Source organism: Clostridium formicaceticum (assembly GCF_001854185.1).
In the GTDB taxonomy this organism is placed as follows: domain Bacteria; phylum Bacillota; class Clostridia; order Peptostreptococcales; family Natronincolaceae; genus Andreesenella; species Andreesenella formicacetica.
Genome location: NZ_CP017603.1, coordinates 1,911,940 through 1,938,361, shown reverse-complemented (window position 1 = coordinate 1,938,361; position 26,422 = coordinate 1,911,940). Strand labels below are relative to the sequence as shown.

Below are 26,422 nucleotides of genomic sequence, written 5' to 3'. Positions count from 1 at the left end.
CTATATCATAAAAACTTCCTCATCAAATCATTCTTCATCTATGTTGGTTGACAGTTGACTTTCTAATTCCTGAATACGTCTTTCTAAATCTATAATCTTTTCAATAAGATACGTTTCTGTGTCTACTTCAATAGAAGACTTTGACTTACCCACATGTCTAATCAATAAAACAGCCACAACAATAGGTACTGTAAACAATACAATAATTAAAATTAAACTAAAGAACTGATACAACAGAAGTCCCATTTATATCACCCTAACTCTTTTACTTTATAAAAGCTATTATAGCACATTCTCCAAAGAGATTTATATTTTTCTTTGTATTATTTTCTTGTTTTTTTACCTTATCTGTTTAATAAGGTAATTTTTTGATATAATTGTAATAACTTGTTTTTTCTTATTTTATACATAAGCTTAGGTCGCATTTTAAAATATAGTCATAGTTTTTGCTATTATACTTAAATATTCATATCATTAGCGTTAACTTAACGCCTATGCTATCTATACATAACTTTTAAAGGGGTGAATTTATGAAGGGTACTGTTGTCTCCACTTGGTTAATCAGTCTTCGAAGTATTTTTGGTGAGGATATTGTCAGCCATGCAGTAAAATCAGTGGGCTGGGAAAACAATCGAATTATTACGCCACTGGAGGATATTGCCGATGATGAAATTTTTTCTGTCTTTCAACATATTTCTCAGCAAACGAATCAATCAGTAGATGTTATTTGGCGGGAAGTAGGAAAACAGAACATTAAAGCTTTTCAAAGGTGGTTTCCTTCTTACTTCGAAAGATATAGTTTAAAAGGTTTCCTTATGATGATGGACGATGTCCATGCGCAACTAACAAAAATGATTAAAGGCGCTAATCCTCCGCGGCTTCTTGCCAGAGAAATTAGCGAGAAAGAAATTGAAATTACTTATCAGTCAAAACGTGGATTGTTTGATTACTTTTTAGGTCTTTTGGAGGGTAGTGCAGCTTATTTTAACGAAAAACTAGAATATGATATCCTCCAATCTGGCATCACAGAAGATGGTAAAAAATATATGACGGTAAATATTCGATTAGAAAAATCCCCAGATAAAATTGTGGATGCTACTTTATCAAAAGTTTTAGGACTAGGTTTTTTAAAGAGTATCCCTTTAAAAATCAGTTTGTTCACTGGTATCATCGTCTTCTTTTCTTCTATGATAATACAAGGTATAGACAGTTTATTAGCTAATAGCATTATCTCATTGATCACTTTAGGGACAAGCTATATTGTGTCCTCTATCGTAATGAAACCTATGGATTTATTTACCAAAGAAATAGATAAAATAGGACAATACGATTTTTCCAGCAAAACTGTTGTGAAGACCAAGGATTCTTTAGAAGATACCTTTCATCTTTTTAACAATGCTAAAAGTACCATAAAGAAGGATTTCCTCTTTCTTAAGGGGGGTACAGATGACATGAATAACTTTGTTCATGAGTTTTCTATCATAGCAGAAAATATGAAGGACCTGTCAGATTCCATTGCTGGGGTGGTTCATGAAGTTGCCCTTAGTGCTACCAATCAAGCTGAAGAAACAGAGGAAGCTGTCAATGTCTTAGATCAATATATTACCACACTCAACAGAATTGTAGAAGAAGAAACAGAAGGAAAAGATCAACTGGAGGATGCAGTAAAACATTTAGAATTATCCTTTAATGATGTAAAAAATGTCACCGCCATGATCAATGAAGTAAAGGATAATTTTTCCACCGTCAACCATCAAGGAAAAGAATTATCCTCACAAGCTACAAAAATTATGGAAATTAGCTCTACCGTTGAATCTATTGCAGACCAAACCAATCTCCTAGCTCTTAATGCTGCTATTGAAGCCGCCAGCGCAGGAGAAGCAGGAAGAGGATTTACTGTCGTTGCTCAAGAAATACGAAAACTGGCGGAAAATTCCAAAAGTGCCGTGAAGGATATCAATGCCAACTTGATTTTTTTCATTCAACAAATTGAAGGCTTTGTTCAAGCTATTGAAACCCAATACACTCAATTGGAATCCAGTAACACTACCTTAGAGAAGGTCACCATTGATAACCAAGCCTCTACCCATCAAATTGTTGGGGTATCTAATGTGATTGTAAAATTAATTGATGAGATGTCCACAGAAACCAATCATTTAACAGAAGTGATACAAAACATCCATTCCCTTGCAGCCATCTCTGAAGAAAATTCTGCTGCCTCGGAAGAAATGAGCGCCAACGTCACCCAATATTCTGAAAAGGTAAAGGAGTTATCAGAAAATATTGCTTTACTAGAAGCACTGACACAAAACTTTAGAAAAGAGTTACAAAAGTATAGTATATAAAAGAACCAAAGGCGAAGATTTTTATCTTCGCCTTATCTTTTCATCTAACCCAGCAACTCTTCAATTTTATTTTGATCGAAACCTACGACAGTTTCTCCGTCAATCATAACAACCGGCACCGCCATAATACCCTTCTTCATCAGTTCTTTTCTGGCTTCTGGGTCGTTTTGAACATTCCGTTCTGTATAACTTACACCTTTTTGTGAAAGAAACTCCTTCACTGTACCACAATGAGGTCATGTATTACTTGTAAAAACTACTACTTCTTTTGACATTTTAACGCCTCCTTAAAATTATCTTTATACTTTGTCAATACCCAATAGTCCTTCAGTGAAACAATAAATACTGATACTAATGAGGATTCCTTAGTAGATTATGTTGTTTCATAGAAAAAAATAATACACTTCTATTTATATATTTTCCCCGTCTTTCTTTATTTTGTCAAATATTTTTTTATTCCTCTACGAATTTCTTCTCTTGTATATAAAGGGTCTCCATATTCTTTCATATTGTTATACTGTATTAGTTCTACAATTGCTGTCATATTATACTTGTTAATTTCCCCTATATTACTAAAAAATCCCTTTCGTTGGTCTAATTCTTGTATAAAGGAAACAACCTCCCTCTTTTCTTCCATATCATCACCTCGCGTATATATTTACTACCTATTATTTTGATACACTTATTGATAATCTATACAAAAAAGAAGGACGAATATCCTTCAAAGGTTAATCTATGATATTATATTTTCTAGCTTTAGCAGCAATAGTCTTATGGGTAACGCCTAATGCTTTACCCGCAGCGTTAAAGCTGCCAAACCTTTCAAGTGCCATTTTTATGATTTCTCTCTCATATTCTTCTAAGGTGGGGATTTTATTTTCTTCAGTTATATGAATCAATGAACTTTCCTCACAAGAATATATTCTTTGATAAACATTTGAGATATGCGAAGGAATTTCTTCTAAATCAATCACTTCTTCTTCTGCTAATGCAACCAAGCCTTCTATTAAATTCTCTAATTCTCTTACATTGCCAGGCCAGTCATAATGATAAAAGGCTTTTTCTACATCTTTAGATAGTTTGACAATATGACCACCGTTTTTTTTGTTTATTTTATCAGTTAAATAACTGCACAATAGCGTTATATCTTCTCTACGTTCCCTTAAGGGTGGTAAGTTTATAGAAATAACGTTTAATCTATAGTATAGATCTTTTCTAAACTGCTGCTGTTCTATCCGTCTTTCCAAATTGTGATGGGTAGCGGAAAGAATTCTCACATCGCAGCTTATTGTTTCTATTCCTCCTACTCTCTCCAACTCTTTTTCTTGAATGACCCGTAACAGCTTCACCTGCATTTCCAAAGGCATATCTCCTATTTCATCTAAAAAAATGGTACCACCATCAGCCTGTTCAAACTTTCCTATTTTTCTCTTAATAGCTCCTGTAAAAGCCCCCTGCTCATGGCCAAATAGTTCTGATTCTAAAAGGTTAGAGGGAATAGCACCACAATTTACTTTAATAAAGGGTTTGTCTTTCCTACTGCTGGAATCGTGAATTGCCTTTGCTACCAATTCCTTTCCCGTACCGCTTTCGCCTCTAATTAATACAGTTGAGGAAACCTTGGATGCCTTCTGAGCAGTCCACAACACCTTCTTCATACCATTACTTTTAGCGATGATTCTTTTAAAACAGTCATTTAAGACGATCTTTTTTGTGTTGGAGGTTTCCAATTGAACAACTTTTTCTTTATCATTCGTGGTTTTTTCTTCTCTATAGATAGCCATAATGCCTTTGTATTTATTATCAAAATATAGAGGGGAGGTATAGATTTTTACATTAGGAAAAACGATGCTGCCTTCAATACTCTTTTGTTCTTTAAAAGATTTTATTAATGCGTCATCGTGTTTAACACAGAAAATACTTTTTCCTAAAATAGCAATGTTGTTAATGCCAAATATTTTTGAGTAAGCAGAATTTGAATAAACTACCTTGCCTGAGGCATCAATAACTAAAACACCCTCCGACATATACTCCAATACATCCTCATAATGAAAGTCTATAGGCAATGTACCTTTGTTTTTTATATTTTTATGAATATTCGTAACAGTTGCTGTCTTCATCCTTATTCTCCCCCCTTTTCAATTCTCCTTACATACTTCTGGTTGCTATAATATTTATGCCTGTACCTAGTATATCTCGTATAATCACATCTCCTGCTTTCACTGGGCTTTTTACTTCTACAAAATCTAATTTTTTCATACACTTAAACATCAAGTTTTTAGCTATAGCCTCACTTGTTCTTACCGGCAATCTATTTAAATGGGCATATTTAATTTTTACAGTTGAAGTGATAACTCTTGTGGGGTTTCTTAATTCTTTCACCGCATAATCTAACCCTTTGGGACACTTATTTCCTTTTATATCAAATTCCATTCCATCAACATCCAGAGGTCTCACTTGTAATTTACAGCCAAAAGGACAAACTATACAAGTCATATTTTTTATTTCCACTTATGCTCCCTCCCTTTGCAACTCCACCGTGATTTCTTTTATTCTTCTTTCTATTAGATCCTTTAGTGACAACTTGATAGACTCCATCTCTCCAGGTGTTAAGTGGTTTTTTTTCACTTTTTTTATTTCAATTCCATCAGCTTTAACAATCATTTTAACGTCTTTGTATACATTATCTACCCTCATATATAATTCCAGCGATTCTTCAATATTTTCTACCCTTACCTGATGAGGCACAATATAGCGAATGCCTGATGCAGGTATGGTTCTAAAACAGTTCCCATCCTGCTTTAGTTGTTTTTTCACATATTTAGCAGCACTTTTTCCTGCTCTTCTGCTTTCTTCCGTTACCCAGTCTACCAGATCATGAACATGAACAACATTACCACAGGCAAAGATTCCCTCAACAGAAGTCTCCATTGATTCATTTACAATAGGCCCCCCAGTGACATCACTTAAAGCTATACCTATGTTTTTTGACAATTCATTTTCAGGAATTAGGCCTACTGATAATAACAATGTATCACAGTCTATAGCTTCTTGAGTACCTTCAATAACTTTCCTGTTTTCATCTACTTTAGCAATAGTAATCCCCTTCAATCTATCCTTCCCTGCTATATCAACTACTGTATGGCTTAGTAAAAGAGGTATACCAAAGTCTTCTAAACATTGAACAATATTACGACTTAATCCTCCTGAATAGGGCATTAACTCAATAACTGCTTTTACTTCAGCTCCCTCTAGGGTCATCCTTCTTGCCATAATTAATCCTATATCTCCAGAACCCAAAATAACCACCTTTTTCCCTACCATATAACCCTCCATATTTACAAACCTTTGAGCTGTTCCAGCAGTAAATATGCCGGCAGGTCTTTCACCAGGAATTTGAATAGCACCTCTTGTTCTCTCTCTACACCCCATAGCCATAATAATGGCCTTCGCCTCAATTCTCATCAACCCATCCACCGTATTCATCGCTGATAAGGATTTATCTTTGTCAATGGTTAATACCATTGTATCCAGTTTATACTCGATACCCATTGCTTTAAGCTCCTGAATGAATCTTTCAGCATATTCTGGTCCTGTCAGTTCTTCTTTGAAGACATGTAGACCAAAGCCATTATGAATACATTGTTGCAATATACCACCCAACTCCCGATCCCTTTCAATCACTAATATATTCTCTACATTATTCTTCTTCGCCTCGATTGCCGCTGCCAGCCCCGCAGGGCCTCCACCAATTACGACAATATCATATTTTAGCATAATATTCCCCCCCTGCTTCTGTTGTTTTAGACTGGGCTGACAGTTTGTCAGTAATATCATAAACCTTTTTTTCTTTTGTTACCCCTGTTAATAGATAAGCTGTTTTTTTATCCTTAACAACTTCTGTCATATCGATTTTGAGTTCTCTAGCTATGATCTCCATAACTCTAGGGGTACAAAATCCGCCTTGACATCTGCCCATTCCAGCTCTTGCCCTTTTCTTTACGCCATCAACAGTAGTGGCACCTATCTTTCTATGAATAATATCTACAATTTCTCCCTCCGTTATATTTTCACATCGACAGATAACTCTACCATATCTAGCATCTTTACAAATGAATTCTCTCTTTTCTTCATCAGATAATTCGATAAAGGGCTTAAAAGGTTTCCTTACAGGGTTAAAGTCCTTTTTCCTCTCTAGCATACCCCTGATGCTTTTTACTATTTCCACCACATATTCAGCAATAGCCGGGGCCGCCGATAAACCTGGAGAGTCAATTCCAGCCACATTGATAAAACCTGGTGCTTCTTTAGATTCTTCAATAATAAAATCCCCTGTAGCAGTTTTTGCCCTTAGCCCTGCAAAAGCAGTAATTACTTGATGAAAAGGTAGGTCTTTTATTGTTTTTTCTACATGCTTCCTTAACAAAGAGAATGCATTTGCATCTGTCTGTAAATCTTCTTTTGTTTTAGCTGTCTGTGCAGTTGGCCCAACCAACAGATTTCCATGAACTGTTGGTAAGACCACAACTCCCTTACCCTCAGATGTAGGACATTGAAACAGCACAGTTTTTGCATATTTTCCTATGCTTTTATCAAAAAGATAGTATTGTCCTCTATTGGGAATAATCTCAAAGGTTGGAGCACTTACCATATTATGAATCTTATCAGCAAATAGGCCAGCTGCATTAATAATATGCTTCGCTTGAATTTTTTCATCTTCAAGAACAATGTTATAACCCTCTTTAGTTTTATCTATGCTAGTTACTTCGCTATTCAGGCTTACTTCTACCCCGTTTTCTGCTGCATTTTCTGCTAAAGCAATTGTTAATTCCCAAGGTCCTATAATTCCACCTGTTGGTGCGTAGAGGGCTCCAACAGCTTCATCCCTAAGATTTGGCTCCATCGCCAAAAGTCTCTCCCTATCAATCACCTCTATGTGAGAAATACCATTTTGAATGCCTCTCTCATATAAACCATGAACTACTGCCATTTCTTCCTCATTAAAAGCTACCACCAAAGAACCGATTCTTTTAAAGGGCACACTTAAATCTCTACAAACTTCATCAAACATAGCATTTCCTCTTGCATTCAGCTTTGCCTTTAGTGTTCCTGGTTCAGGATCATAGCCTCCATGCACGATAGCACTGTTGGCCTTGGTTGTACCGTTTGCTACATCATTTTCCTTTTCAAGTAGTATTATTTTCAAATCGTATTTTGATAGTTCTCTTGCAATAAATGTTCCTATTACCCCTGCCCCTATAATGGCTATATCATACATTTTATTCTCTCCTTCCGTATAAAAAACGCAAAAAAGCCGCATAAAATCAACCTATATCATCTAAATAGGTTAACTTACACGGCTCTCCAATTCTCGGCCTTTTTTATTATTTGTTTTATCATTATCATATCATGATTTTCATCTCTAGTAAAGTTAGTTTACTGAATTTTATAATAACTTTTTATACTGTTCCTTCTATTTCAGCTTCTTCCTCTTCTTCTAAAGCCCACTTTAAAGCACGATTTACAGCTCTTTTCCAACCTTTATACATTTTTTCTTTTTCCATTTCCCCCATAGAAGGACAAAAAGTATTGTTAACCTTCCACTTGTAGGCAATTTCTTCTTTATCTTTCCAAAACCCTACCGCTAAACCCGCAAGGTAAGCTGCTCCCAAGGCTGTTGTTTCCGTTACTTCTGGTCGTTCTACTTCTACACCCAATAGATCCGACTGAAACTGCATTAAGAAATTGTTACCAACAGCACCCCCATCCACCTTTAAGGTTTGTAACTGAATTCCTGAATCCTCCTGCATTGCCTCTAAAACATCCCTTGTTTGGTAAGCAATAGCTTCTAATGTAGCTCTTATAATATGTTCTGCTTTAGCACCCCTTGTTAACCCAACAATTGTCCCTCTGGCATACATATCCCAATAGGGAGCACCCATGCCTGTAAAGGCTGGTACTACATATACTCCATTAGAATTTTTTACTTTTGTGGCCAGGTACTCAGTATCTTCAGCATCTCGGATGAGTCTTAACTCATCCCTTAGCCACTGTACGGATGCTCCTGCCACAAATATACTTCCTTCTAAAGCATATTCTACTTTCCCCTCTACCCCCCATGCTAAGGTGGTCAATAACCCGTTATTGGAGGGAACAAATTTTTCTCCTGTATTCATTAGCATAAAACATCCTGTACCATAGGTGTTTTTTGCCATACCAGGTTGAAAACATGCCTGCCCAAATAGTGCTGCCTGCTGATCTCCTGCTGCGCCAGCAATTGGAATATCTGCACCACCAAAGGTCTGGTGATCAGTATAACCATATACTATGCTGGAGGGTTTTACCTCTGGCAACATAGATGCAGGAATGTTTAATTCCTTTAATATTTTTTCATCCCACTTCAGCTCTTTTATATTATATAGCATTGTTCGAGAAGCATTGGAATAATCTGTTACATGTACTTTGCCCCTGGTTAAATTCCATATCAACCAAGTATCAACAGTCCCAAATAACAGTTCGCCTTTTTCGGCTTTTTCTCTAGCCCCTTCTACATGATCTAAAATCCATTTAATTTTCGTTCCCGAAAAATAAGCATCTACAACTAGGCCTGTATGATTTCTAATATATTCTTCCATGCCTTTTTTCTTTAATTCATCACATAGGTTTGCGGTTCTCCTACATTGCCATACAATAGCATGATGAATAGGTTTTCCTGTAGCTTTATCCCATACAATAGTTGTCTCTCTTTGATTGGTAATACCGATAGCTGCTATTTCATGAGGGTCTATTCCTGTTTTCTCCAAAACCTCTCTCGCTACACCACTTTGCGTCCCCCATATTTCCATTGGATCATGCTCTACCCATCCAGCCTTCGGATAAAATTGTGTAAATTCCTTTTGTGACACCCCTATAATTTTTCCATTATGATCAAATAGTATAGCTCTAGAGCTGGTTGTTCCCTGATCTAACGCCATGATATATTTTTTCAAAATAAACCCTCCTTTGTCATCTTCACTGCTTATTTTTTATCTCTCTAGTTTATGCAGCTTTTTCTTGCACTTCTTTTACTTTCTCTATTTCCTTCTGTACTAAGATATACTTACTAACAGCATGCTGATATAAATAACCGCCTATCAGTGCTCCTATAATAGGGCCTAGAATGGGTACCCAAAAATAATTATTCGGCGCTGGTAAACCAATTCTACCCCAACCTGCTAAGGAAGTAAATAATTTTGGGCCAAAGTCTCTTGCAGGGTTCATCGCAAATCCTGTTAATGAACCAAAGGTACCTCCTATAATAGCAATAGTAATTCCTATTAGAATTGCTGCAAAGGGAGCATACTTGCCCTTAGGTGCATTTATATTTTTTTCATCCCCTAGTGCAAAGATAACTAATACCAAGATGGCAGTAATAACGATTTCAACAATGAGGGCATGGATATTTGATAAATAGGAATGAGGATAGGTTGAAAATACTCCTGCTGTCGTCATACTATCTATACTACCTCTAATTATACCAGCAGATGCTTCAAATTCTGCAAAAGATCTACTATATAAGCCAAATACCATAGCAGCACCCGTAAAAGTACCTGCAACTTGAGCTATTGTATAAGGTACAACTTTCTTCCATGGAAATCCTTTGAATACAGCTAAAGCAATCGTTACCGCCGGGTTGATATGGGTACCAGATACTGCTCCTGTAACATAGATTGCCATCGTTACGCCAAGTCCCCAAAGCAAAGAAATATCCCACAGATTGTAATCAGCCCCCTTCAATACTAGCGTTGCTACAGATCCTGATCCAAAGAATAATAGGATAAAAGCTCCTATAAATTCTGATATAAGCTCTCCCTTTAGATTCTTTTTCATCATTAATTTCTCCCCCCATTTTTACAACATAAATTTTTTTATAAAATCACAACCACTGTATATCCTACATAAACCTTATCTATTGACTTCCCTCCTTTTTGTAACGTTTTCCTAAATCAAGTAAATTTTTTTATTCGTTAATGGATGGCCATCCTATAACTGCCAAATTTTTTTATTGCTGGAAGAAACCCCTATAGCTCCAGCCTTTAAGCTCTCAATAACATCTTCTTTATCTTCAATCAATCCCCCAGCTATAAGAGGAAGCTTTGTTTCATCACTAATTTTCTTGATGATTTTCGGCATAATGCCAGGAAGAATTTCTATAGCATCGGGTTTTATATTTTGGATAGATTTTATACCAGTTTCTAAGGATAGAGAATCTAATATAAACAACCTCTGTATAGCAAAAATGTTCATCTCTTTTGCTTTTTTAATCAAACTACTCTTGGTGGTGATAATACCATCAGGTTTCATGTTTTCGTAAATATATTTTAACGCAATCAAATCTCTAGAGAAACCTTCTAGCAAATCTATATGTAAATAAACTAATTTGTTATTGCACTTGATCTTTTCTACCATATCCCTTAAATTGAAGATATTTCCAGTCAGTAAAAAAATTATTTCACAGTCAGATTTTATTGCCATCTCTAAGTCCTTTACAGCATTTACCGCTGCCACAATAGGACTATCCTGAATACTATTATAAAATTCTTTTCCCAAAGCTTTCGCCTCCTTATATAAAATATATTAGCAAAATTTATGCCAACTTTACTACGATAAATATTTCAATGTTTTACAACTTCTTTTAATAAAATTTTGATACCTTTTACCAAATTTTATTATCGAAATATCCCTATGCTTGGTAAAAAGTATCAACCTGTGAAATGCCCATAAAAAAATCACTGATAACCAGTGATTTTTTTTGACAATAGTGGACAATAGGGAGGGTTCTTGTTGAATACTAAAACTTCCCTTCTATTAAAGCTTGCTTTTTACAGAAGCAATTTTCCCTTCCATGGTGTTGGTTTTATCTCTACGATCATCAATCTTCATGGTAGTAGCCACCCTCTGAGCACCTTCTTGGAAGGGTACCTGATGAAGCTTTTTTGCCACTTCCAGCACTCTATCTAAGTCTCCCTCTAATACTGTAGACATAGGAGTTAATTGATACTTGATATCCTTCTCTTCCTTTAGCACCTTATGGCAAGCAGCAACATATTTGCTAACACTGGTAGTAGCTGTTCCTAAAGGGATCACTGTTATTTCTATGATAGCCATTAAAATTCCTCCTTTAATTTTTAAAATATATATGCTTAAGGTTATCAGTGACTTTTTAAACGATACTATCTGCTCAATTTTGTTTCGCTGAACCAATGCCTTGTATTATTAGCTATTCTAACTAAAGCCAGCATAACCGGTACTTCTACCAATACTCCTACTACAGTTGCCAGTGTAGCTCCTGACTCTAACCCAAATAAAGATATTGCCACCGCCACCGCTAGTTCAAAGAAGTTACTGGCGCCGATCATCGCAGCAGGTGATGCTACATTATGAGGCAATTTCCAAGCCTTTGCCCAACCATAAGCCAGCGTAAAAATAAAAAAGGTTTGAATTGTTAGGGGAATTGCAATCAGTAAAATGTGTAAAGGATTCCTTAAGATAACATCACCCTGGAAGGTAAAAATGATAATCAGCGTTAATAACAAGCCGATAATCGTAACATTATCAAACTTCTTTAAAAATACATTTTCAAAGTATTCTATACCGTGATTTTTTACAATGTATTTTCTTGAAAAGTATCCCCCTGCTAAAGGAATAACAATAAATAAAACAACAGATAAAAGCAAAGTATCATAAGGTACAGTTACATTGGTAATTCCCAATAATAGTGCAACAATTGGAGTGAAGGCAATTAATAGAATAAGATCATTCACTGCCACCTGTACCAGTGTATAGGCAGGATCTCCCTTCGTCAAATGACTCCATACAAATACCATAGCAGTACAAGGAGCTGCCCCTAGCAATACTGCACCAGCTAAATAATCATTTGCCAAAGCTTCAGGAATCAAATTTTGGAATACAACTTTTAAGAAGAAGGCTGCAATTAAATACATGGTAAAAGGTTTGATTAACCAATTGGTTACGCAAGTTACAATAAGTCCTTTAGGCTTTTTAGTAGCCTCTACAATACTGGTAAAATCAATCTTTAACATCATAGGATAAATCATCAACCAAATCAATATCGCCACAGGAATGGATACCTGCGCATATTCAAATTGGCTTAAAACCTCCGGAACAATTGGCAAGAATTGTCCAATAGCTACTCCTATAACAATACATAGAGCAACCCATACAGTAAGGTAGGTTTCAAAAAAACCTAGGCCCCCGCCTTTCTTTTCTTGATTTTTTGACATCCATAAACACCCCTTCGTTTTTAATAATTTATATAAAGTCAGCCATCTATAACTATTACCTTCTATAGGTGAAGAATAATATGAAGAATTCCTTTGGTGAAAAATTTATTTGGCTATAGAAGTATTTGGTTATAGGAGCTGATTTTTTTCTATAACACAGCCCTCTAATCATCACACTTGCGTGGCGTAATGCCATAGGGGTTTCCTTCGCAATGGGTAGTGATTTCCTTTACAAAACTGCAAAGTTCTTGTGCTTTTATAGAATTTATAGAATAAAACATCCATTTTCCCCTTTTATCTATATTCACCAAATCTGCATGTTGCAACACCTTCATATGGTGGGAAATTGTAGGCTGGGTTAGCCCTAAATGATCCTGTATATCGCAAGCACATAGTTCTCCACAGGTAAGAATTTTTAGTATTTTTAAACGGTTTTCATCTGATAAAGCCTTAAAAACATCTATATACTCTTTCACTCTTTCACCTCACTTAATTCATCCTTTATTTTAAAAGAGATATGCTTTCAATGCTCCATAAAAATAAGGATTTTTCCTTAAAAGATTGCATTAATACACTTGCATTCATCTATATGTTATATGTTTATCATAATAAATATATAGATTCATGTCAATATGTTTATTATGATTTAGGAACTTAGAATAAAATTACAGAAAAAACCTTATCTTTTTTAAGATAAGGCTTTACTTTGCAAATTTCATAACAGTTTTTAAGATTCTTTCCACTTCTTCTGATGTGATATTTTCTTTTAATAAACAATCTTTAGCATGACCTTCGATAATAATGGAGCCTACCTTTTCCACCGAAGACTTTACTGCAGCAATTTGCAGCAAAATATCTTCGCAAGACTTTTCTTCTTCAATCATCTTTTCAATTCCTTGAATGTGTCCTTTAATTGTCTTCAGTCTATTCAAAATATCTTTTCTAATCTGTTGTTGTTCCAACTTTTCACTTCCTATTCAATCTCTGTAAATTTAATTATAGAGAGTTTTTATTTTCTCATAATCAACCATACTACGCTGCTTTCTTATGTTTCTTTTGGCCTTCCTGAATCAAACTAGTAGCGTAACCCATAGGGCATACCACACACCAGCTTCTAGGCTGAAAGATTACCCCCATCATAACCCCTACTACCGTAGAAACCGTCATCATCCTGACAATAGCAAAGGCTGTTTTGGTGAAGTCTCCTCCCGCCATAATTAGAGAAATCGTAAACATACCAATCATCCAAATTAGCATAATATTTTTTACCGTTTTGGTTTTGAAGGATTTTGGAAGATTTCTCTTGAAACTTATTTTATCTATAAATACACCAAACATAGAACCTCTAGGACAGTATTTTGCACAGTGCACTCTGCCACCACCGCGAACTGCTAAATAAATAGGCGTTCCCATACATAATAGCCCTAAAATACCAAATCGTATATCTACGATGGCTAAAGTAAAAAACATCACCATAAAAATCCATGACCATGACATAATTGATTTTTTCATATACATATCCCCTTTCTTACCCCCTCCCTATAGGGGTGGTATAAGTATATGATACATCTTTTTTTGTAAAAGGTCAATAGGCTACTGAATCCACCCTTTTAATTTTTCTATATCCTTGATGGTAATTTTCCTTCCCTCGATACCAACAGATCCCTCCTTTTTAAATTGGCTTAATGCACGACTGACTGTTTCTCTAGCAGTGCCTATCATATTGGCTAGTTCTTGCCTTGAAATATTTAATCTAATTTCAACCCCATTAGGTGTTTTTACGCCATGCTCCTTAGCAAAGGTTAATAAAGTTCTTGCAATTCTCATGTAAGTATCTCCAAGCGCCAGCTCCTTTACCTTCTGCTGAGAATGGAACAGTTTTTTGCTTAAGACCTTTATTATTTCAAGAGCAATCTCTGCGTTGTTACGAATTAATTTCTCCAAATCCTTGTTTTTGATCATGCCAATTTCAGCATCCTCCAGTATTTCAGCAGAGGCAGGATAAGGTATATCATTAAACAGTGTCACCTCAGCAAAGACTCCCCCCTCTGATAGTATGGTAAAAATATGTTCCCTTCCATCTGGTGTAGTTTTATAAATTTTTACCTTACCGGATTTTATAAAATAAAAAGCCTCTCCGTCATCTCCTTCCATAAATATAATTGCACCCTTTTTAAAATTTCTTTCAATAGTTATTTTACTAATGCTTTCAATATTTTTTTCCTCTAACTGAGAAAAAGCTGGTATTTTTTTCAAAGCATCTATTGCAATATTTTTCATTTTTTTCCCCCTTTAAGCTTTACTTTTCTGCTATGATAACGGTAGCGTAACTTTCCTCTTTATAATTCTCCTCCATAAAATTCCCATATAGCTTTACATCTTTAAATCCTGCTATTTGAAGCATTGCTATTAGCTGATGGCTCAGTAATGGATAAAGAGGAACTGAATTGGTAAAGGTTCTTGTTTCACCATTCTTGGTAACAATTAACTCTGTATTAAAGTAAATAAGACGTTTACTTTCATCATAGTTATATTTTCTAACAAACTTTACACCAGCTTCTCTGTCTTCTATTGTAGGAAGACCATCTATGCTATATTTCATAATTCTATCATAATTAATAATCTGTAATATAAGCTTTCCTTCATTTCCTAATATATTATGCATTTGATGTAAAGCATTTTGTATTTCTTCTAGTTTCGTTAGATGTACCAGTGAGTTTCCTATACAAAATGCCAAATCAAAACTTCTTTGCTGAAGATATGTACCTAATTCTCTCATATCTCCCACATAAGTCGTCAGTTGAACCCCTTTTGCCCTCGCCTTTTCTTCCACGGTCTTCATCATTGCCTCATCTAAATCAATAGCGGATACTTGAAACCCTCTTTCCGCTAAAGCAATGGCGTAATTCCCCGTGCCGCAAGCAATATCTAGTACTTTATCATCAGTATTCTTGCTGGCCTCTTGAATAAATTTCAACTGTGCTTGTCCAGTAGGAAAAACGATATCATAATACTTACTAAACTCTTCATAAAATCCCAACGCTATCCCTCCTAATTTATTTTCATAGTATTTTTATCTTTATACCCCTTTATTCCCAATTTTTATTTAAAATTATTATTACTTTTTAAAAATCTTTAATTATATTATAACCGATTCTATTTTCAATACATAGTTTTTCATTTTATTGAAAAAATAGTAATTGAAATAACTTGTAAATGGAGGGTGAAATCATGTCAGACTACAACAAAGAAAATTTAGAAAACAGTACCAATACCATTGGGCAAGGCAAGGTAGGATTGAAGGCAGATGCTACTGGCATCAGTGGTACCAATGATCCAACCTATCATGAAGACATTCATAGTAAAGTAGAAATTAACTATGAAAATATAACAAAATCTCCAACACCTGAAGAAGTTTATCAATGGCAAAGGGATCACATCAAAGTAGATGATCAAAGTCCTGAAGGCTACCCTTTAAATGTTATTGTAGATCCAGCTATGCGTGAAATGTATCAAGTCGTACATAATGCTACTCTGACCAATGTTTTTGACAGGTTTTCAGAACAACAGCCCCAATGTCGTTTTTGTGTAGAGGGCTTATCCTGTCAATTATGTGCTAATGGCCCCTGCAGAATACATCCAAAAGCACCCCGCGGCGTTTGTGGTGTAGATGCCCACACCATGGTAGCCCGCAATTTCACTTATCGTCATGTAACCATAGGCACCTCTGCCAATATATTTCATGCGCATCAAGCAGCCCGCACCTTAAAGGCTGCTGGAGAACATCCAGAAAGCGGTCTAAAAATAAGAGATGCTGAAAAGTTAAAGAAATATGCAGAAATGGCAGGTTTTAATCCTAATGATCCTGTTGAGAAGTTAGCAGTACAGTTTGGTCAGTGGGTGATGGACGATATGCACCGTCCTTATCATGAACCCTCTAAACTTGTAGAAGCTTTTGCTCCTACAAAACGCAAAGAATTATGGAAAAATCTTGGACTTTACCCTGGGGGAGGTTACAGCGAAGTAGCCTATTCTCAAACCAAGTGTATGACCAACTTTACTTCTGACCCTATAGACTTCCTATTAAATTGTGTACGATTAGGGGTAGCCAATGAGTATCAGGGGTTATTTGCACTAGATATCTTACAGGAAATCTTAATGGGTACTCAGAAAATTACTACACAAAAACAAAACATGGGACTTTTAAGCCCTGATATGATTAACATTATTACCAATGGCCATATGCCTTTATTAGCCCACGTAGCAATAGAAATGGCTTCTACCGATGAATGGCAGGAAAAAGCTAGACAAGTAGGTGCCAATGGTATCCAAATATTTGGTCACGTTTGTGAAGGTCAACAGCTCTTAAACTACAGCGGCACCCAAAGCATGAGAGCCTATGGTGGACAAGAGGGAGAATGGTTATCAGAAGAATACTTGCTGGCTACTGGTGTGGTAGATTTATTTATGTTTGATTACAATTGCACCGTTCCTACTCTGCCGGTTTATGCTAAACGTTTTGGAACCAAACTTGTAAGTACCCATCCGGTAATTAAGCTACAGGGTACAGAAACCTTAGATTTTGTACCAGAGAAGATGCAGGAACAGGCAGAAAAGGTATTGAATATGGCCCTAGAAGCCTTCCAGAAGAGAAAAGGAGAAAATAGAAAGGTGTATATACCTCCTTATACTTCTGAATGTATGGTGGGCTTTAGTACTGAATCCGTCCGTGATGCCCTTGGCGGCAGCTTCAAACCATTGATTGATCAAATTGCCAATGGTAATATCCGTGGTATTGCTACCATCGTTGGCTGTACCACCGCTAGATACGGCCAAGGTGGCAGCAACATTTTCAAAATTACAAAGGGTTTAATCGAAAATAACATCTTGGTTCTTTCTGGTGGATGTACCTCCGCAGTAATGGAATACACAGGTTTAGCTCATCCTTCCGCTGCTGACGAAGCAGGCGAAGGTTTAAAGGCAGTGTGCAAGCAATTAGGCATTCCTCCAGTATTATCCTATGGTGCTTGCGTGGACATCGGCAAAATGACCCATACAGCGATGGAGCTGGCAGATGCCCTTGGGGTAGATACCAATAAGTTACCTTTAGTTATTGGAGCACCTGAATATTTAGAACAAAAAGCTGTGGCGGATGCTTGTACAGCCATCGCTTTAGGATGGTTAGTCCATGTAGCACCAGTTCCTTCTGTCACCGGCAGTGATGTGGTGGTAAAAACCCTGACAGAGACAACAGAAACCCTTGGTTTAGGTAAGCTTATGGTAGAATTAGACGCTGAAAAAACTATTCAAATTTATGTAGATCATATTGAAAAGAAACGTAAGGAATTAGGTATCTAAGCAAACCTATATTGTTAAAAATCCCCTGGAAAATCTTCAAGCCTGCAATAGTATCCTAAGAATGATACTTTTCCAGTATTTTGAAAATTCCAGGGGATTTTTTATCAAATACTTTACGAGGTTAAAACCTTCGCTTTTAGATGGGCATATTACAATCTTCCATTAGCTTAAGGAATTGATTTCCTTCAAAGCTTCTATGAGTGCATCAATGTCTTTTTTTTCATTGTAGTAGCCTATACCAATTCTTACGGTACCACCTTCTTTTGTTCCCATAATCTCATGTGCCGTAGGCGCACAGTGGAGCCCTGATCTTACCATAATCCCGTATCCTTGATCTAACCCATAGGCAACCTCTTCTGGTGATATGTTTTTTAAATTAAAGGAAATCACCCCGATAATTTTGTCAGCATCCTTTGGACCATAGATGGTAATACCTTCTATCTCCTGCAATCTATCTAGGGCATAAGCTATGATTTTCTTTTCTTTTTGATAAATCCTCTCTACGCCTTCTTCTAGAATAAATTTTATGCCCTCCTTTAATCCTATAATTCCAGCAACATTGGGGGTTCCCGTCTCTAAGCAATTAGGAAAATAATCTGGTTGATATTCATAAGCAGAATCTCCTCCAGTACCCCCAGATTTAAGAGGAAGAATCCTTCCCTCCCAATTAACAATCAATCCTCCTGTACCCATAGGTCCTAAAAGACTTTTATGCCCTGTAAAGGCCAACAAATCAATGTTATCCTGCTCTATGTTTATAGGATATATCCCTGCTGTTTGAGCAGCATCTACTAAAAAAGGAACGTTGTACCTTCTTGCAATAGCCCCTATTTCTCTTATAGGCTGCAGGGTTCCTATTACATTAGAAGCATGGTTAAAAATAACTAAAGAGGTATTGGCTTGAATTAGATTTTCTACGTCCTCAGGTTTGGTATAGCCTCCCTCTGTACAGGGAACTGTAGAAATGGTGATTCCTCTATCTCTTTCTAAGGTTTTTATACATCGCCACACAGCATTATGTTCTAAACTACTGGTGATAATATGATCTCCTTCTTTTACGATACCGCTGATAGCAAGATTTAAAGACTCGGTAACATTAGATGTAAAAACAACACGACTAGCATCAGGATAGCCAAATAACTTTGCTACGATTTTTCTGCTTTCATAAATCATTCGATCTGCCTGTAGTGCTTTTTGATAAGCACCTCTACCGGCAGTTGCTCCTATATTTTCTATAAAATCATAGATTGCCTTAGCTACTTGCGGTGGTTTTGGAAAGGAAGTAGCTGCATTATCTAAATAAATCCCCATCAAAAATTCCCCCTTCAATACGCCTTTATCCTTCGATGAATCCTATATTAACTTGATTATACACTAGTGATAAATAAAATCCTAGGGATAAGCAGAAGGTAAATAGGTTGATTTTTGAAAAAATTTTTGAATTTTATTGATCCTAAACAGTTGGTTTTGTTTATTTTAAATGACGTTATCTATCTCTTTTATTTTTTTATTTAATCTCTTTTGTTTATGTTCCTCAAGAATCGAATACATTGTAGGGACAATCACCAAAGTCAACAGCGTGGACATACACAATCCACAAATCAAAGCAATCCCTAAAGGCGCGTAAAATGCTTCCTTTAACGTAATGGGTAAAATACCTCCTGCTGTTGTAATGGTTGTTGCCAAAACTGGCAAAAACCTTGTTTTTCCTGTTTCAAGAATAGCATCCTTTAGGTTATGGCCAGTACCTCTAAGATAATTAATATAATCTACCAAAACAATCGCGTCATTTACTGCAATGCCCACCAGCGCCACCACACCTACAAAGGCTACAAAACCAAACTTATTGCCGGTAATCACCAGCCCCGGCATAACACCTATTAATGCCATAGGTACAGCAAACAAAATAATCAAAGGCTGCGTTAAGGAATTAAATTGAATCGCTAAGATAATGTATACCAAGATCGCTGCAAGGATCATGTTATTCATCATATTCTCAAAGGATTCCTCCATTTCTTCCATTTCTCCCCCAAGTTCTAAAACAACCCCCTCTGGCATGGCATAATCTTTGATTTCTTCCTTAAATTTATTGATTATTTCAACAGCAGTTACTCTTTCAGCATCAATCTCTCCCAAAACAGCGACTCTCCTTTTACTATCTTCATGGGTTATATTCATGATACTTTCCGTTTCAACAACTTCTGCCACCTGCAAAAAGGGTATAGCTTCTCCTCTAGGGGTATAGAAAAAGATTTTTTCTATATCATGAACAGTTCTAAGCCGATCTTTTGAAGTTCGAATCATGACGTCTATTTCATCTTGGTTTTCCCTAAAGGTTGTAGCTTCTATACCATGTATTACATTCCTCATAGAAAGGGCTATAGACATATTATCTAATCCCAGCATAGATGCTCTTACCTTGTCTACCCGCACCTGTAGCTCTGGTACACCTTCACCTATACTGGTCTCCACATCTCTGGTTCCCTCCATTGCTTTTAAAATTTCAGCAAAATCCTTTGCTGTCTTCTCTAAATCCTCTAAATTTTCACCCTTTACCCTTAAGTGAATAGGCGAACCAGTTGGCGCTCCCATTGCTAATTCAACTATCTTTATTTCAGCACCTGGAATCTTTTTTGCTTGATTTCTAATTTCGTTTGCAATTTCTACACTGCTTCTTTCTCTATCCATTTCTTCTTGTAATTCTACAATGATTCTTCCTTTGTTGGGAACATCAGGGTTTTCTACCGTATAAAGGGACCACATATCTGTACCTTCATCCCCCACATAGGATACAAAATGCTTTATCTCATCTATACGAAACAAATGCGTTTCCACTTGTTTTACAATTTCCAGCGTATCTTCTAAATTGCTTCCTTGTGGCGTATTAATTTCTACATAGAAGCTAGGCATATCTTCATCGCCAAACATCTCTACCTTCAGTATACCTAGTGGAATTAAACCTACACTTGATAAGAATAGTAGAAAGATCAGTACTATAAGCAGCCATTTTCTTTTGGTAGATGTAACAATCCATCCTAAACATTTTTGATAGTAATGAAGCACGACACTATCTTCATGACTGCCTTTAAACTTGAATTGCTTTAAGAACATAACAAAGGCAAATAATACAGCCATGATTATCGACAGTATTCCGTATTGTTTTATACCCTCTTGACCCCAGTCTTTAAAGGCAATCATAGATAGAATAAAAACAAATACTACAGAAATCATTTTCATGTATTTCTGTTTTTGAGGATTCTCCAATTTTCTTTCCTTACTCCTATGATTTTTTATCATACCGGCACAGATTGAAGGCGATATTGTAACTGCCATAAAGAAGGAGGCACTCAAAGCAAAGATCACCGTTAGTGGCATGGAACGTATATAATCACCAGTAATTCCTGGTGTTAATGCCAGTGGAAAAAAGGCTGCTAAAGTTGTCAAGGTAGATGCCATAATAGCAGGAGCTACTTGATTGGTGCCTGCTTCTGCCGCCAGCTTTGAAGATAAACCTTTAAATCTCAAACGATCTATATTTTCCATCACCACAATAGCATTGTCCACCAGCATACCTACTGCTAAAACAAGGGAAAACATCGTGATTTCATTTAAAGTTAGTCCCCATCCCTTCATCAAGCCAAAAGCTGCAAAAATAGAAAGAGGAATAACAAAGGCTACAATCAAAGCTTCTTTAAAACCTATGAAAAGAAATAGCACTACAATCACCAGCAACAGTCCTGACTTTGCATTATCAGTGACAGAACCCAGTTGACTTTCCACATAGTGAGCCTTGTCAGATACGATTTCCAATTTCATATCATCAGGATATAAGTCTTCTTGATGAGCCTCTAACTTTTCTAATATATTATTTCTAACCGTAATATCATCAGCAGACTCCTTTTTATGAACAGAAATTGCAATCGCATTTTCAACAGAAGGATTTTCTCCTGATTCTACAGATTTTCTTACAAATTTTTTTGTGTCCTCATAGCCATCCTCAATCGTAGCAATATCTTTTAAATAAATTTTCCCATTTCCCTCATCTCTAATGATGACATGATTTAACTCTTCTACCTTTTCAAACCTTCCTATGGTTCGAACATTATAATGAATTTCATTTAGTTTTATATCACCGCCAGGAAGATTCACATTGGATTGTATCAGGGCATTTTTAATATCCTGTAGCGAAATAGCATATACTGAGAGTTTTTGTGGATCTGCAATCACGTTTATTTCTCTTTTTATATCCCCGATCAGTGCCACCTCAGTAACACCCTCCACTGATTCAATAAGATCTTTTATTTTCTTAGCACTTTCTTGTATTTCCAGTATCTCCTGATTTCCCCCCAGGGTAAATACCAATACCGGGCTCTCTCCTGTTTTCATATCTTTTACCCTTGGTGTTTCCACGTCCCCTGGTAATATATCACTGATATCTAAAATCTTTTCTCTTGTTTCTCTGATCTTTTCCTGTATATCACTGCCTGAATCGAACTCTACAAATATCGTTGATTGACCAAAGATTGACTCTGATGTCATTCTTCTAACATCCGTTAGTTCTTCAAGTTTTTTCTCTATAGGATCTGTTACCAGTGCTTCTACTTCTTCTGGCGATGCTCCTACATAGGTGGTTTGTACAATAGCAAAGGGAATTGTTACCTTTGGCTGTGCTTCCCTCTGCAAGCCTGAATATTGCGTTATTCCCCAAAAAAAAATGATAATAATCAATAAGTAAGTAACCCTGTGTCTATTGATAAAAAAGGCAGACCATCTTCCCAGAAAGTTTCTTTTTTGCAGAAGTTCTGGAATATCGCTATTTTTTTTATCCTCCATCAATTTCACTCCCCTCTATTATGATTTTCTATTCCACGATTCCTACTTCTTCATTATCTACTATGTATTCTTTTCCTTTGATAATCAACTGCTGTCCTTCCTTTAAACCCTCTTTGATCTCTACATATTCCCCATTATCAATACCAATCGTTACCGGAACAATTCTGGCAATATTCTCTTCTACGATATAAGCAAAATATTGTCCCTTATCTATTTTTAAATGTTTTCTCGGAAGAATCACAACATCTTCACTTTCTTCTATAGCAATAACAGCTTCTGCAAACATGCCTGCCTTGATATTTCCGTCTTTATTTTCTATTTCAATGCTGACAGGATAGGTAAAGGTTGAGGAATCTGCTACAGGGCTAATATGGGTGACATTACCCTTAAATCCTTCACCCCCTGCTGCTGCAATGTGTATTTCTATCTCCTTGCCTGCTTGTATTTTATTGATAAGACCTTCTGGTACATGGATATCTAAAAGTACCGTATCCATATTTACAAGGATAAATGAGGGTGTGGTGGTACCTGTAAGTTCTCCCTTTTCAACATTTCGTGATGCCACAACACCCTTTATGGGACTGGTGACAGTTAAATCCTCCAGCGCTTCTTTTGCATTTTTCAATTGAATCAATAATGCATCTCTGGCAGTGATGGCTTGTTGCAATTGATTTCTTGTGCTTTCGATATCTTCTTTTAACATTGTTCCTACTAAAAGCTCATGATTTCTCATGCCTGCTTCATAGTTTAATTTTGTCTGTTCATAGATTAATTTCACCTGATCATACTGTTGTTTGGAAACAGCTCCTGCATCATAGAGTTTACCTATATCCTCGTAGTTTTTTTTGGCATCATCATAGGCTATTTTCAAAAGATTGATTGTATCTTCTGATTGATTTTTTTGATTTTCCTTCCGACTCCCCTCTGCCATAGCTAATCCTAAAGAAGCATTATCAATGGTAATTTCTGCTGATTTTATCTGATGGTTTAGATGGGCAATATTATTTTCAGCATTCTTTTTATCCACCATAAACAAAACATCTCCCTGTTGTACCTGATCCCCTACATCAAAAAAAACTTCCCCTACTTCACCAAAAGATTTCGCCATTACATTTACTTGATTTTTAGGTTTTATTTTTCCAGAATAGGTTTCTATCTTTCTGACATCTCCTCTTGTAATCTTCTGTACTTTAACAGATACCAAATCTTCCTGTACATTTACAGGCTCTGTACTATTGCACCCTACCAATGCACTCACTAAGGCTAATACCATTAAGCCTATCCATACATACCTTTTTGTTCGTTTCATTACTAAGTCCAACATTTTTCCCTGCCTTTCTTTCATATAATCTACTGCTGTTTCTTCTTGACACAACTGATATTAAATGCAAAATTCATACCAATAAAATCTCTTTTTAACATAACAAAGCAATTTTATGATGCATAGCTCTATCAATCCATACAAAACAGTGTATTCTTTATCTATTCATAAAATTTAAATAAAGTCTTTAGATTTCAACATTTTTTTGATAAAATAGTAGTAGTCTAATGTAAATTTTTTCCTTACACCAACTGTATCTTATTATAAAATAAAATTTAAACCTACATAATCCAACATGCATATATCTAACAAAAAACCTCACCAAAATGAGAATAATGTGCCAGTGTTGATACACTTGTAGCATAATTAAATAAAAGTGTTTCATATGTTTTGATTTTAAACTATTTCTATAGGAGGAAAATCGTTATGGGTTTTCTAAAAGGCTTTATAGAAAACAAAGAGATGAATGCTTCAAAATATGTATTAGAAGAAGTGTTAGAACTAGAAAAAAATGAACTTTTTGAAAGAGTAAGTAAAAATGTTTTACCTTATATTTATCAACTTGTAAAAAATGAGAATTGCATTATTATGATCAGTGATAAAGAGGGCTATATTTTAGATATTCTTGGTGAACCTGTTTTTTTGAATAAAAACTTCAAAGAAAAATTATCTCCTAACCATAAAGCCACATCATTAATTTTAGGCTTTGAGCAATATGCAAGACCCATGGGTTATACAACCTATTGGGCCCATTCAATATTTAAGGACTATTATAAAAAACCAGGTGCTTTTTTAAGTTGTTGGGCTTCCCCAATCCTTAGTTCAGATAAAAGTGTTATAGGTCTACTCTATATCGTAAAAGAGACAGGATCTCACTCCATACGAATATTTAACCATTCTATAGAAATGTTTAGCCTTGTTCAAGAAGGAGCAACAATGATTGAACAGATTTTAAGCATGATTGAGTTAGAACGTGATTTTTACTTTAATAAAATAAAAATTCAGGCATTAATACAGAAATCACATCCTTCTACCAACACCATTGATCATTCTACCACCAAGTCCACCTTTTACCGTGATAAATATATTACCAAAATGAAAAGTAAAACTACTTGCGAAGATGAAAATGTGCAATTAATAGATTTTCTTCCTTGGAATAAAAGCCGGTTCACATCTAATAAGTCTGATTTGATAGTGAAACAAGAAAATTTAAGCAAAAGTGAGCAAAATCAATGGTGCGGTCGAAGCCAGAAAATTAGTGAGGTATTTAAAACCGCTTCAAAAGCCGCATTAATAAATTCTAATGTACTTATTGAGGGTGAAAGCGGTACAGGAAAAGAAGTGGTAGCAAGGTTTATTCACGACAATAGCCCTTACTCAAAGGGACCCTTTATACCGCTGAATTGTGCTGCCATACCAGACAACCTCATTGAAAGTGAACTTTTTGGCTACTCTGCTGGGGCTTTTACGGGGGCAAAAAGAGGAGGTCAGTTGGGAAAATTCGAAGAGGCAAACAATGGAACCATATTTTTGGACGAAATTGGTGATATGTCACGTAGTGCTCAAGCTGCCCTCCTTAGAATAATTCAAGACAAAGAAGTCTATCGTATTGGTGAAAGTACAAGCAGAAAAATAAACGTAAGAATTATTGCAGCCACAAACAGTAACTTGGAAAAACTTGTAGAACAAAAAACATTCCGCCTTGATCTATACTATCGGTTAAAAGTAATTATGATAAATGTGCCTCCTTTAAGAGAGCGATTAGAAGACCTGTGGGATTTAGTCCCATTTTTTATTAAAAAATACTGCAATTTATTTAATAAACCACCTATCAACATAAGTTCACAGATATATAAATATTTTCTATCATTCTCTTGGCCAGGAAATATTCGACAACTGGAAAACTGTATTGAAAGTATGATAGCACTTTCAAATGAAGATTTACTTATAGAAGATCATCTGCCGCATGAATTTAAAAAATTTTTCCCAGAGATTGAAAGCCCCTCCCCTAGACCCATTGATCTTCAGCAAAATAGTCCAGAACGTAACGCAATCATACAGGCGTTGACACAAACGAAGGGAAATGTTTCTAAAGCATCTAGTATGCTGAAAATCAGCAGATCAACTATGTATAGAAAAATGAAAAAGTATCATTTGATTTAGGTAGGATTTTTAAATCAGGTGGAGTAGGCTCTCCACCTGATTCCTCGATGTTTCAGCTTGCTGGAAAGCGTTTACTATTCCATCATTTTTTTGAAAGTTAGATAAATCTTTGTATGATT

General features: G+C 35.9%; 23 protein-coding genes. 3 read left to right on the top strand and 20 right to left on the bottom strand.

Translation table 11 applies throughout. The annotated features are described in order from the left end of the window. Positions 1–27: 27 nt before the first annotated feature. Positions 28–246, bottom strand: coding sequence for a hypothetical protein (locus BJL90_RS08820; protein ID WP_070966727.1), 219 nt, complete (start codon positions 244–246; stop codon positions 28–30). Positions 247–530: 284 nt separating this feature from the next. Here BJL90_RS08820 and BJL90_RS08815 point away from each other — a divergent pair, with 284 nt between their 5' ends. Continuing rightward, entirely contained in the window at positions 531–2,345 is a 1,815-nt protein-coding gene (locus BJL90_RS08815) for a heme NO-binding domain-containing protein (RefSeq protein ID WP_070966724.1), read from the top strand. A gap of 44 nt (positions 2,346–2,389) precedes the next feature. Here BJL90_RS08815 and BJL90_RS08810 read toward each other — a convergent pair whose 3' ends face one another. From BJL90_RS08810 to BJL90_RS08735, 16 genes are all read right to left on the bottom strand, one after another. Next, the gene (locus BJL90_RS08810) at positions 2,390–2,620 is read right to left on the bottom strand and encodes a glutaredoxin family protein (RefSeq protein ID WP_081561913.1); all 231 of its coding nucleotides are present in this window, start codon (positions 2,618–2,620) and stop codon (positions 2,390–2,392) included. Positions 2,621–2,778: 158 nt separating this feature from the next. After that, complete coding sequence (locus BJL90_RS08805) at positions 2,779–2,982, bottom strand: hypothetical protein (RefSeq protein ID WP_070966721.1); 204 nt, start codon at positions 2,980–2,982, stop codon at positions 2,779–2,781. Positions 2,983–3,073: 91 nt separating this feature from the next. Next, the gene (locus BJL90_RS08800) at positions 3,074–4,465 is read right to left on the bottom strand and encodes a sigma-54 interaction domain-containing protein (RefSeq protein ID WP_081561912.1); all 1,392 of its coding nucleotides are present in this window, start codon (positions 4,463–4,465) and stop codon (positions 3,074–3,076) included. A gap of 28 nt (positions 4,466–4,493) precedes the next feature. Next, the gene (locus BJL90_RS08795; RefSeq protein ID WP_236905050.1) at positions 4,494–4,856 is read right to left on the bottom strand and encodes a DUF1667 domain-containing protein; all 363 of its coding nucleotides are present in this window, start codon (positions 4,854–4,856) and stop codon (positions 4,494–4,496) included. Further along, the gene (locus BJL90_RS08790) at positions 4,857–6,122 is read right to left on the bottom strand and encodes an NAD(P)/FAD-dependent oxidoreductase (protein WP_070966719.1); all 1,266 of its coding nucleotides are present in this window, start codon (positions 6,120–6,122) and stop codon (positions 4,857–4,859) included. After that, positions 6,109–7,623 (bottom strand): NAD(P)/FAD-dependent oxidoreductase, encoded by a 1,515-nt coding sequence (locus tag BJL90_RS08785; RefSeq protein WP_070966717.1) that lies wholly within the window; start codon positions 7,621–7,623, stop codon positions 6,109–6,111. The genes BJL90_RS08790 and BJL90_RS08785 overlap by 14 nt, the downstream gene beginning before the upstream one ends. Positions 7,624–7,804: 181 nt before the next feature. Further along, entirely contained in the window at positions 7,805–9,334 is a 1,530-nt protein-coding gene (gene glpK, locus BJL90_RS08780; protein WP_070966714.1) for a glycerol kinase GlpK, read from the bottom strand. A gap of 49 nt (positions 9,335–9,383) precedes the next feature. Continuing rightward, positions 9,384–10,217, bottom strand: coding sequence for an MIP/aquaporin family protein (locus BJL90_RS08775; protein WP_070966711.1), 834 nt, complete (start codon positions 10,215–10,217; stop codon positions 9,384–9,386). Positions 10,218–10,367: 150 nt separating this feature from the next. Next, a complete protein-coding gene (locus BJL90_RS08770) occupies positions 10,368–10,934 on the bottom strand; it encodes a glycerol-3-phosphate responsive antiterminator (protein ID WP_070966709.1) in 567 nt (188 codons plus the stop codon). Between the two features lie 258 nt (positions 10,935–11,192). Further along, the gene (locus BJL90_RS08765; protein WP_070966706.1) at positions 11,193–11,492 is read right to left on the bottom strand and encodes an MTH1187 family thiamine-binding protein; all 300 of its coding nucleotides are present in this window, start codon (positions 11,490–11,492) and stop codon (positions 11,193–11,195) included. 65 nt (positions 11,493–11,557) lie between these two features. Beyond that, positions 11,558–12,628 (bottom strand): ACR3 family arsenite efflux transporter, encoded by a 1,071-nt coding sequence (gene arsB / locus BJL90_RS08760; protein WP_070966704.1) that lies wholly within the window; start codon positions 12,626–12,628, stop codon positions 11,558–11,560. 164 nt (positions 12,629–12,792) lie between these two features. Further along, positions 12,793–13,104 (bottom strand): ArsR/SmtB family transcription factor, encoded by a 312-nt coding sequence (locus BJL90_RS08755; RefSeq protein ID WP_070966703.1) that lies wholly within the window; start codon positions 13,102–13,104, stop codon positions 12,793–12,795. 225 nt (positions 13,105–13,329) lie between these two features. After that, positions 13,330–13,590 carry a metal-sensitive transcriptional regulator gene (locus tag BJL90_RS08750; protein ID WP_070966700.1) on the bottom strand — a complete coding sequence of 87 codons (261 nt, stop codon included), beginning with the start codon at positions 13,588–13,590 and terminating at the stop codon, positions 13,330–13,332. Positions 13,591–13,660: 70 nt separating this feature from the next. Next, on the bottom strand, positions 13,661–14,140 hold the full coding sequence (locus BJL90_RS08745) for a 4Fe-4S binding protein (RefSeq protein WP_070966697.1): 480 nt from the start codon (positions 14,138–14,140) through the stop codon (positions 13,661–13,663). Between the two features lie 81 nt (positions 14,141–14,221). After that, on the bottom strand, positions 14,222–14,908 hold the full coding sequence (locus BJL90_RS08740) for a Crp/Fnr family transcriptional regulator (RefSeq protein ID WP_070966694.1): 687 nt from the start codon (positions 14,906–14,908) through the stop codon (positions 14,222–14,224). 19 nt (positions 14,909–14,927) lie between these two features. Further along, positions 14,928–15,668, bottom strand: coding sequence for a class I SAM-dependent methyltransferase (locus BJL90_RS08735; RefSeq protein ID WP_070966691.1), 741 nt, complete (start codon positions 15,666–15,668; stop codon positions 14,928–14,930). A 191-nt stretch (positions 15,669–15,859) separates the two neighbouring features. On the opposite strand from BJL90_RS08735, the gene cooS reads away from it, so the two are divergent. After that, complete coding sequence (gene cooS / locus BJL90_RS08730) at positions 15,860–17,986, top strand: anaerobic carbon-monoxide dehydrogenase catalytic subunit (protein ID WP_070966689.1); 2,127 nt, start codon at positions 15,860–15,862, stop codon at positions 17,984–17,986. A 162-nt stretch (positions 17,987–18,148) separates the two neighbouring features. On the opposite strand, the gene BJL90_RS08725 is transcribed toward cooS, so the two are convergent. The 3 genes from BJL90_RS08725 to BJL90_RS08715 all read right to left on the bottom strand — a co-directional run bounded on the left by BJL90_RS08725 (position 18,149) and on the right by BJL90_RS08715 (position 24,194). Continuing rightward, positions 18,149–19,297 (bottom strand): aminotransferase class V-fold PLP-dependent enzyme, encoded by a 1,149-nt coding sequence (locus BJL90_RS08725; protein WP_070966686.1) that lies wholly within the window; start codon positions 19,295–19,297, stop codon positions 18,149–18,151. A 165-nt stretch (positions 19,298–19,462) separates the two neighbouring features. Then, a complete protein-coding gene (locus tag BJL90_RS08720) occupies positions 19,463–22,819 on the bottom strand; it encodes an efflux RND transporter permease subunit (protein WP_070966684.1) in 3,357 nt (1,118 codons plus the stop codon). A gap of 28 nt (positions 22,820–22,847) precedes the next feature. After that, complete coding sequence (locus tag BJL90_RS08715) at positions 22,848–24,194, bottom strand: efflux RND transporter periplasmic adaptor subunit (RefSeq protein WP_070966681.1); 1,347 nt, start codon at positions 24,192–24,194, stop codon at positions 22,848–22,850. A 372-nt stretch (positions 24,195–24,566) separates the two neighbouring features. On the opposite strand from BJL90_RS08715, the gene BJL90_RS08710 reads away from it, so the two are divergent. Continuing rightward, positions 24,567–26,303 carry a sigma-54 interaction domain-containing protein gene (locus BJL90_RS08710; RefSeq protein WP_070966678.1) on the top strand — a complete coding sequence of 579 codons (1,737 nt, stop codon included), beginning with the start codon at positions 24,567–24,569 and terminating at the stop codon, positions 26,301–26,303. The last annotated feature ends 119 nt before the right edge of the window (positions 26,304–26,422 follow it).

What these genes read in the sequence shown, in the direction of transcription:
- BJL90_RS08720 (WP_070966684.1), bottom strand. Translation starts at nt 22,819, where the DNA reads ATGGAGGATAAAAAAAATAGCGATATTCCAGAACTTCTGCAAAAAAGA.
- arsB (WP_070966704.1), bottom strand. Translation starts at nt 12,628, where the DNA reads ATGTCAAAAAATCAAGAAAAGAAAGGCGGGGGCCTAGGTTTTTTTGAA.
- BJL90_RS08765 (WP_070966706.1), bottom strand. Translation starts at nt 11,492, where the DNA reads ATGGCTATCATAGAAATAACAGTGATCCCTTTAGGAACAGCTACTACC.
- BJL90_RS08815 (WP_070966724.1), top strand. Translation starts at nt 531, where the DNA reads ATGAAGGGTACTGTTGTCTCCACTTGGTTAATCAGTCTTCGAAGTATT.
- BJL90_RS08800 (WP_081561912.1), bottom strand. Translation starts at nt 4,465, where the DNA reads ATGAAGACAGCAACTGTTACGAATATTCATAAAAATATAAAAAACAAA.
- BJL90_RS08790 (WP_070966719.1), bottom strand. Translation starts at nt 6,122, where the DNA reads ATGCTAAAATATGATATTGTCGTAATTGGTGGAGGCCCTGCGGGGCTG.
- BJL90_RS08820 (WP_070966727.1), bottom strand. Translation starts at nt 246, where the DNA reads ATGGGACTTCTGTTGTATCAGTTCTTTAGTTTAATTTTAATTATTGTA.
- BJL90_RS08745 (WP_070966697.1), bottom strand. Translation starts at nt 14,140, where the DNA reads ATGAAAAAATCAATTATGTCATGGTCATGGATTTTTATGGTGATGTTT.
- cooS (WP_070966689.1), top strand. Translation starts at nt 15,860, where the DNA reads ATGTCAGACTACAACAAAGAAAATTTAGAAAACAGTACCAATACCATT.
- BJL90_RS08740 (WP_070966694.1), bottom strand. Translation starts at nt 14,908, where the DNA reads ATGAAAAATATTGCAATAGATGCTTTGAAAAAAATACCAGCTTTTTCT.
- BJL90_RS08710 (WP_070966678.1), top strand. Translation starts at nt 24,567, where the DNA reads ATGGGTTTTCTAAAAGGCTTTATAGAAAACAAAGAGATGAATGCTTCA.
- BJL90_RS08785 (WP_070966717.1), bottom strand. Translation starts at nt 7,623, where the DNA reads ATGTATGATATAGCCATTATAGGGGCAGGGGTAATAGGAACATTTATT.
- BJL90_RS08775 (WP_070966711.1), bottom strand. Translation starts at nt 10,217, where the DNA reads ATGATGAAAAAGAATCTAAAGGGAGAGCTTATATCAGAATTTATAGGA.
- BJL90_RS08725 (WP_070966686.1), bottom strand. Translation starts at nt 19,297, where the DNA reads ATGGGGATTTATTTAGATAATGCAGCTACTTCCTTTCCAAAACCACCG.
- BJL90_RS08805 (WP_070966721.1), bottom strand. Translation starts at nt 2,982, where the DNA reads ATGGAAGAAAAGAGGGAGGTTGTTTCCTTTATACAAGAATTAGACCAA.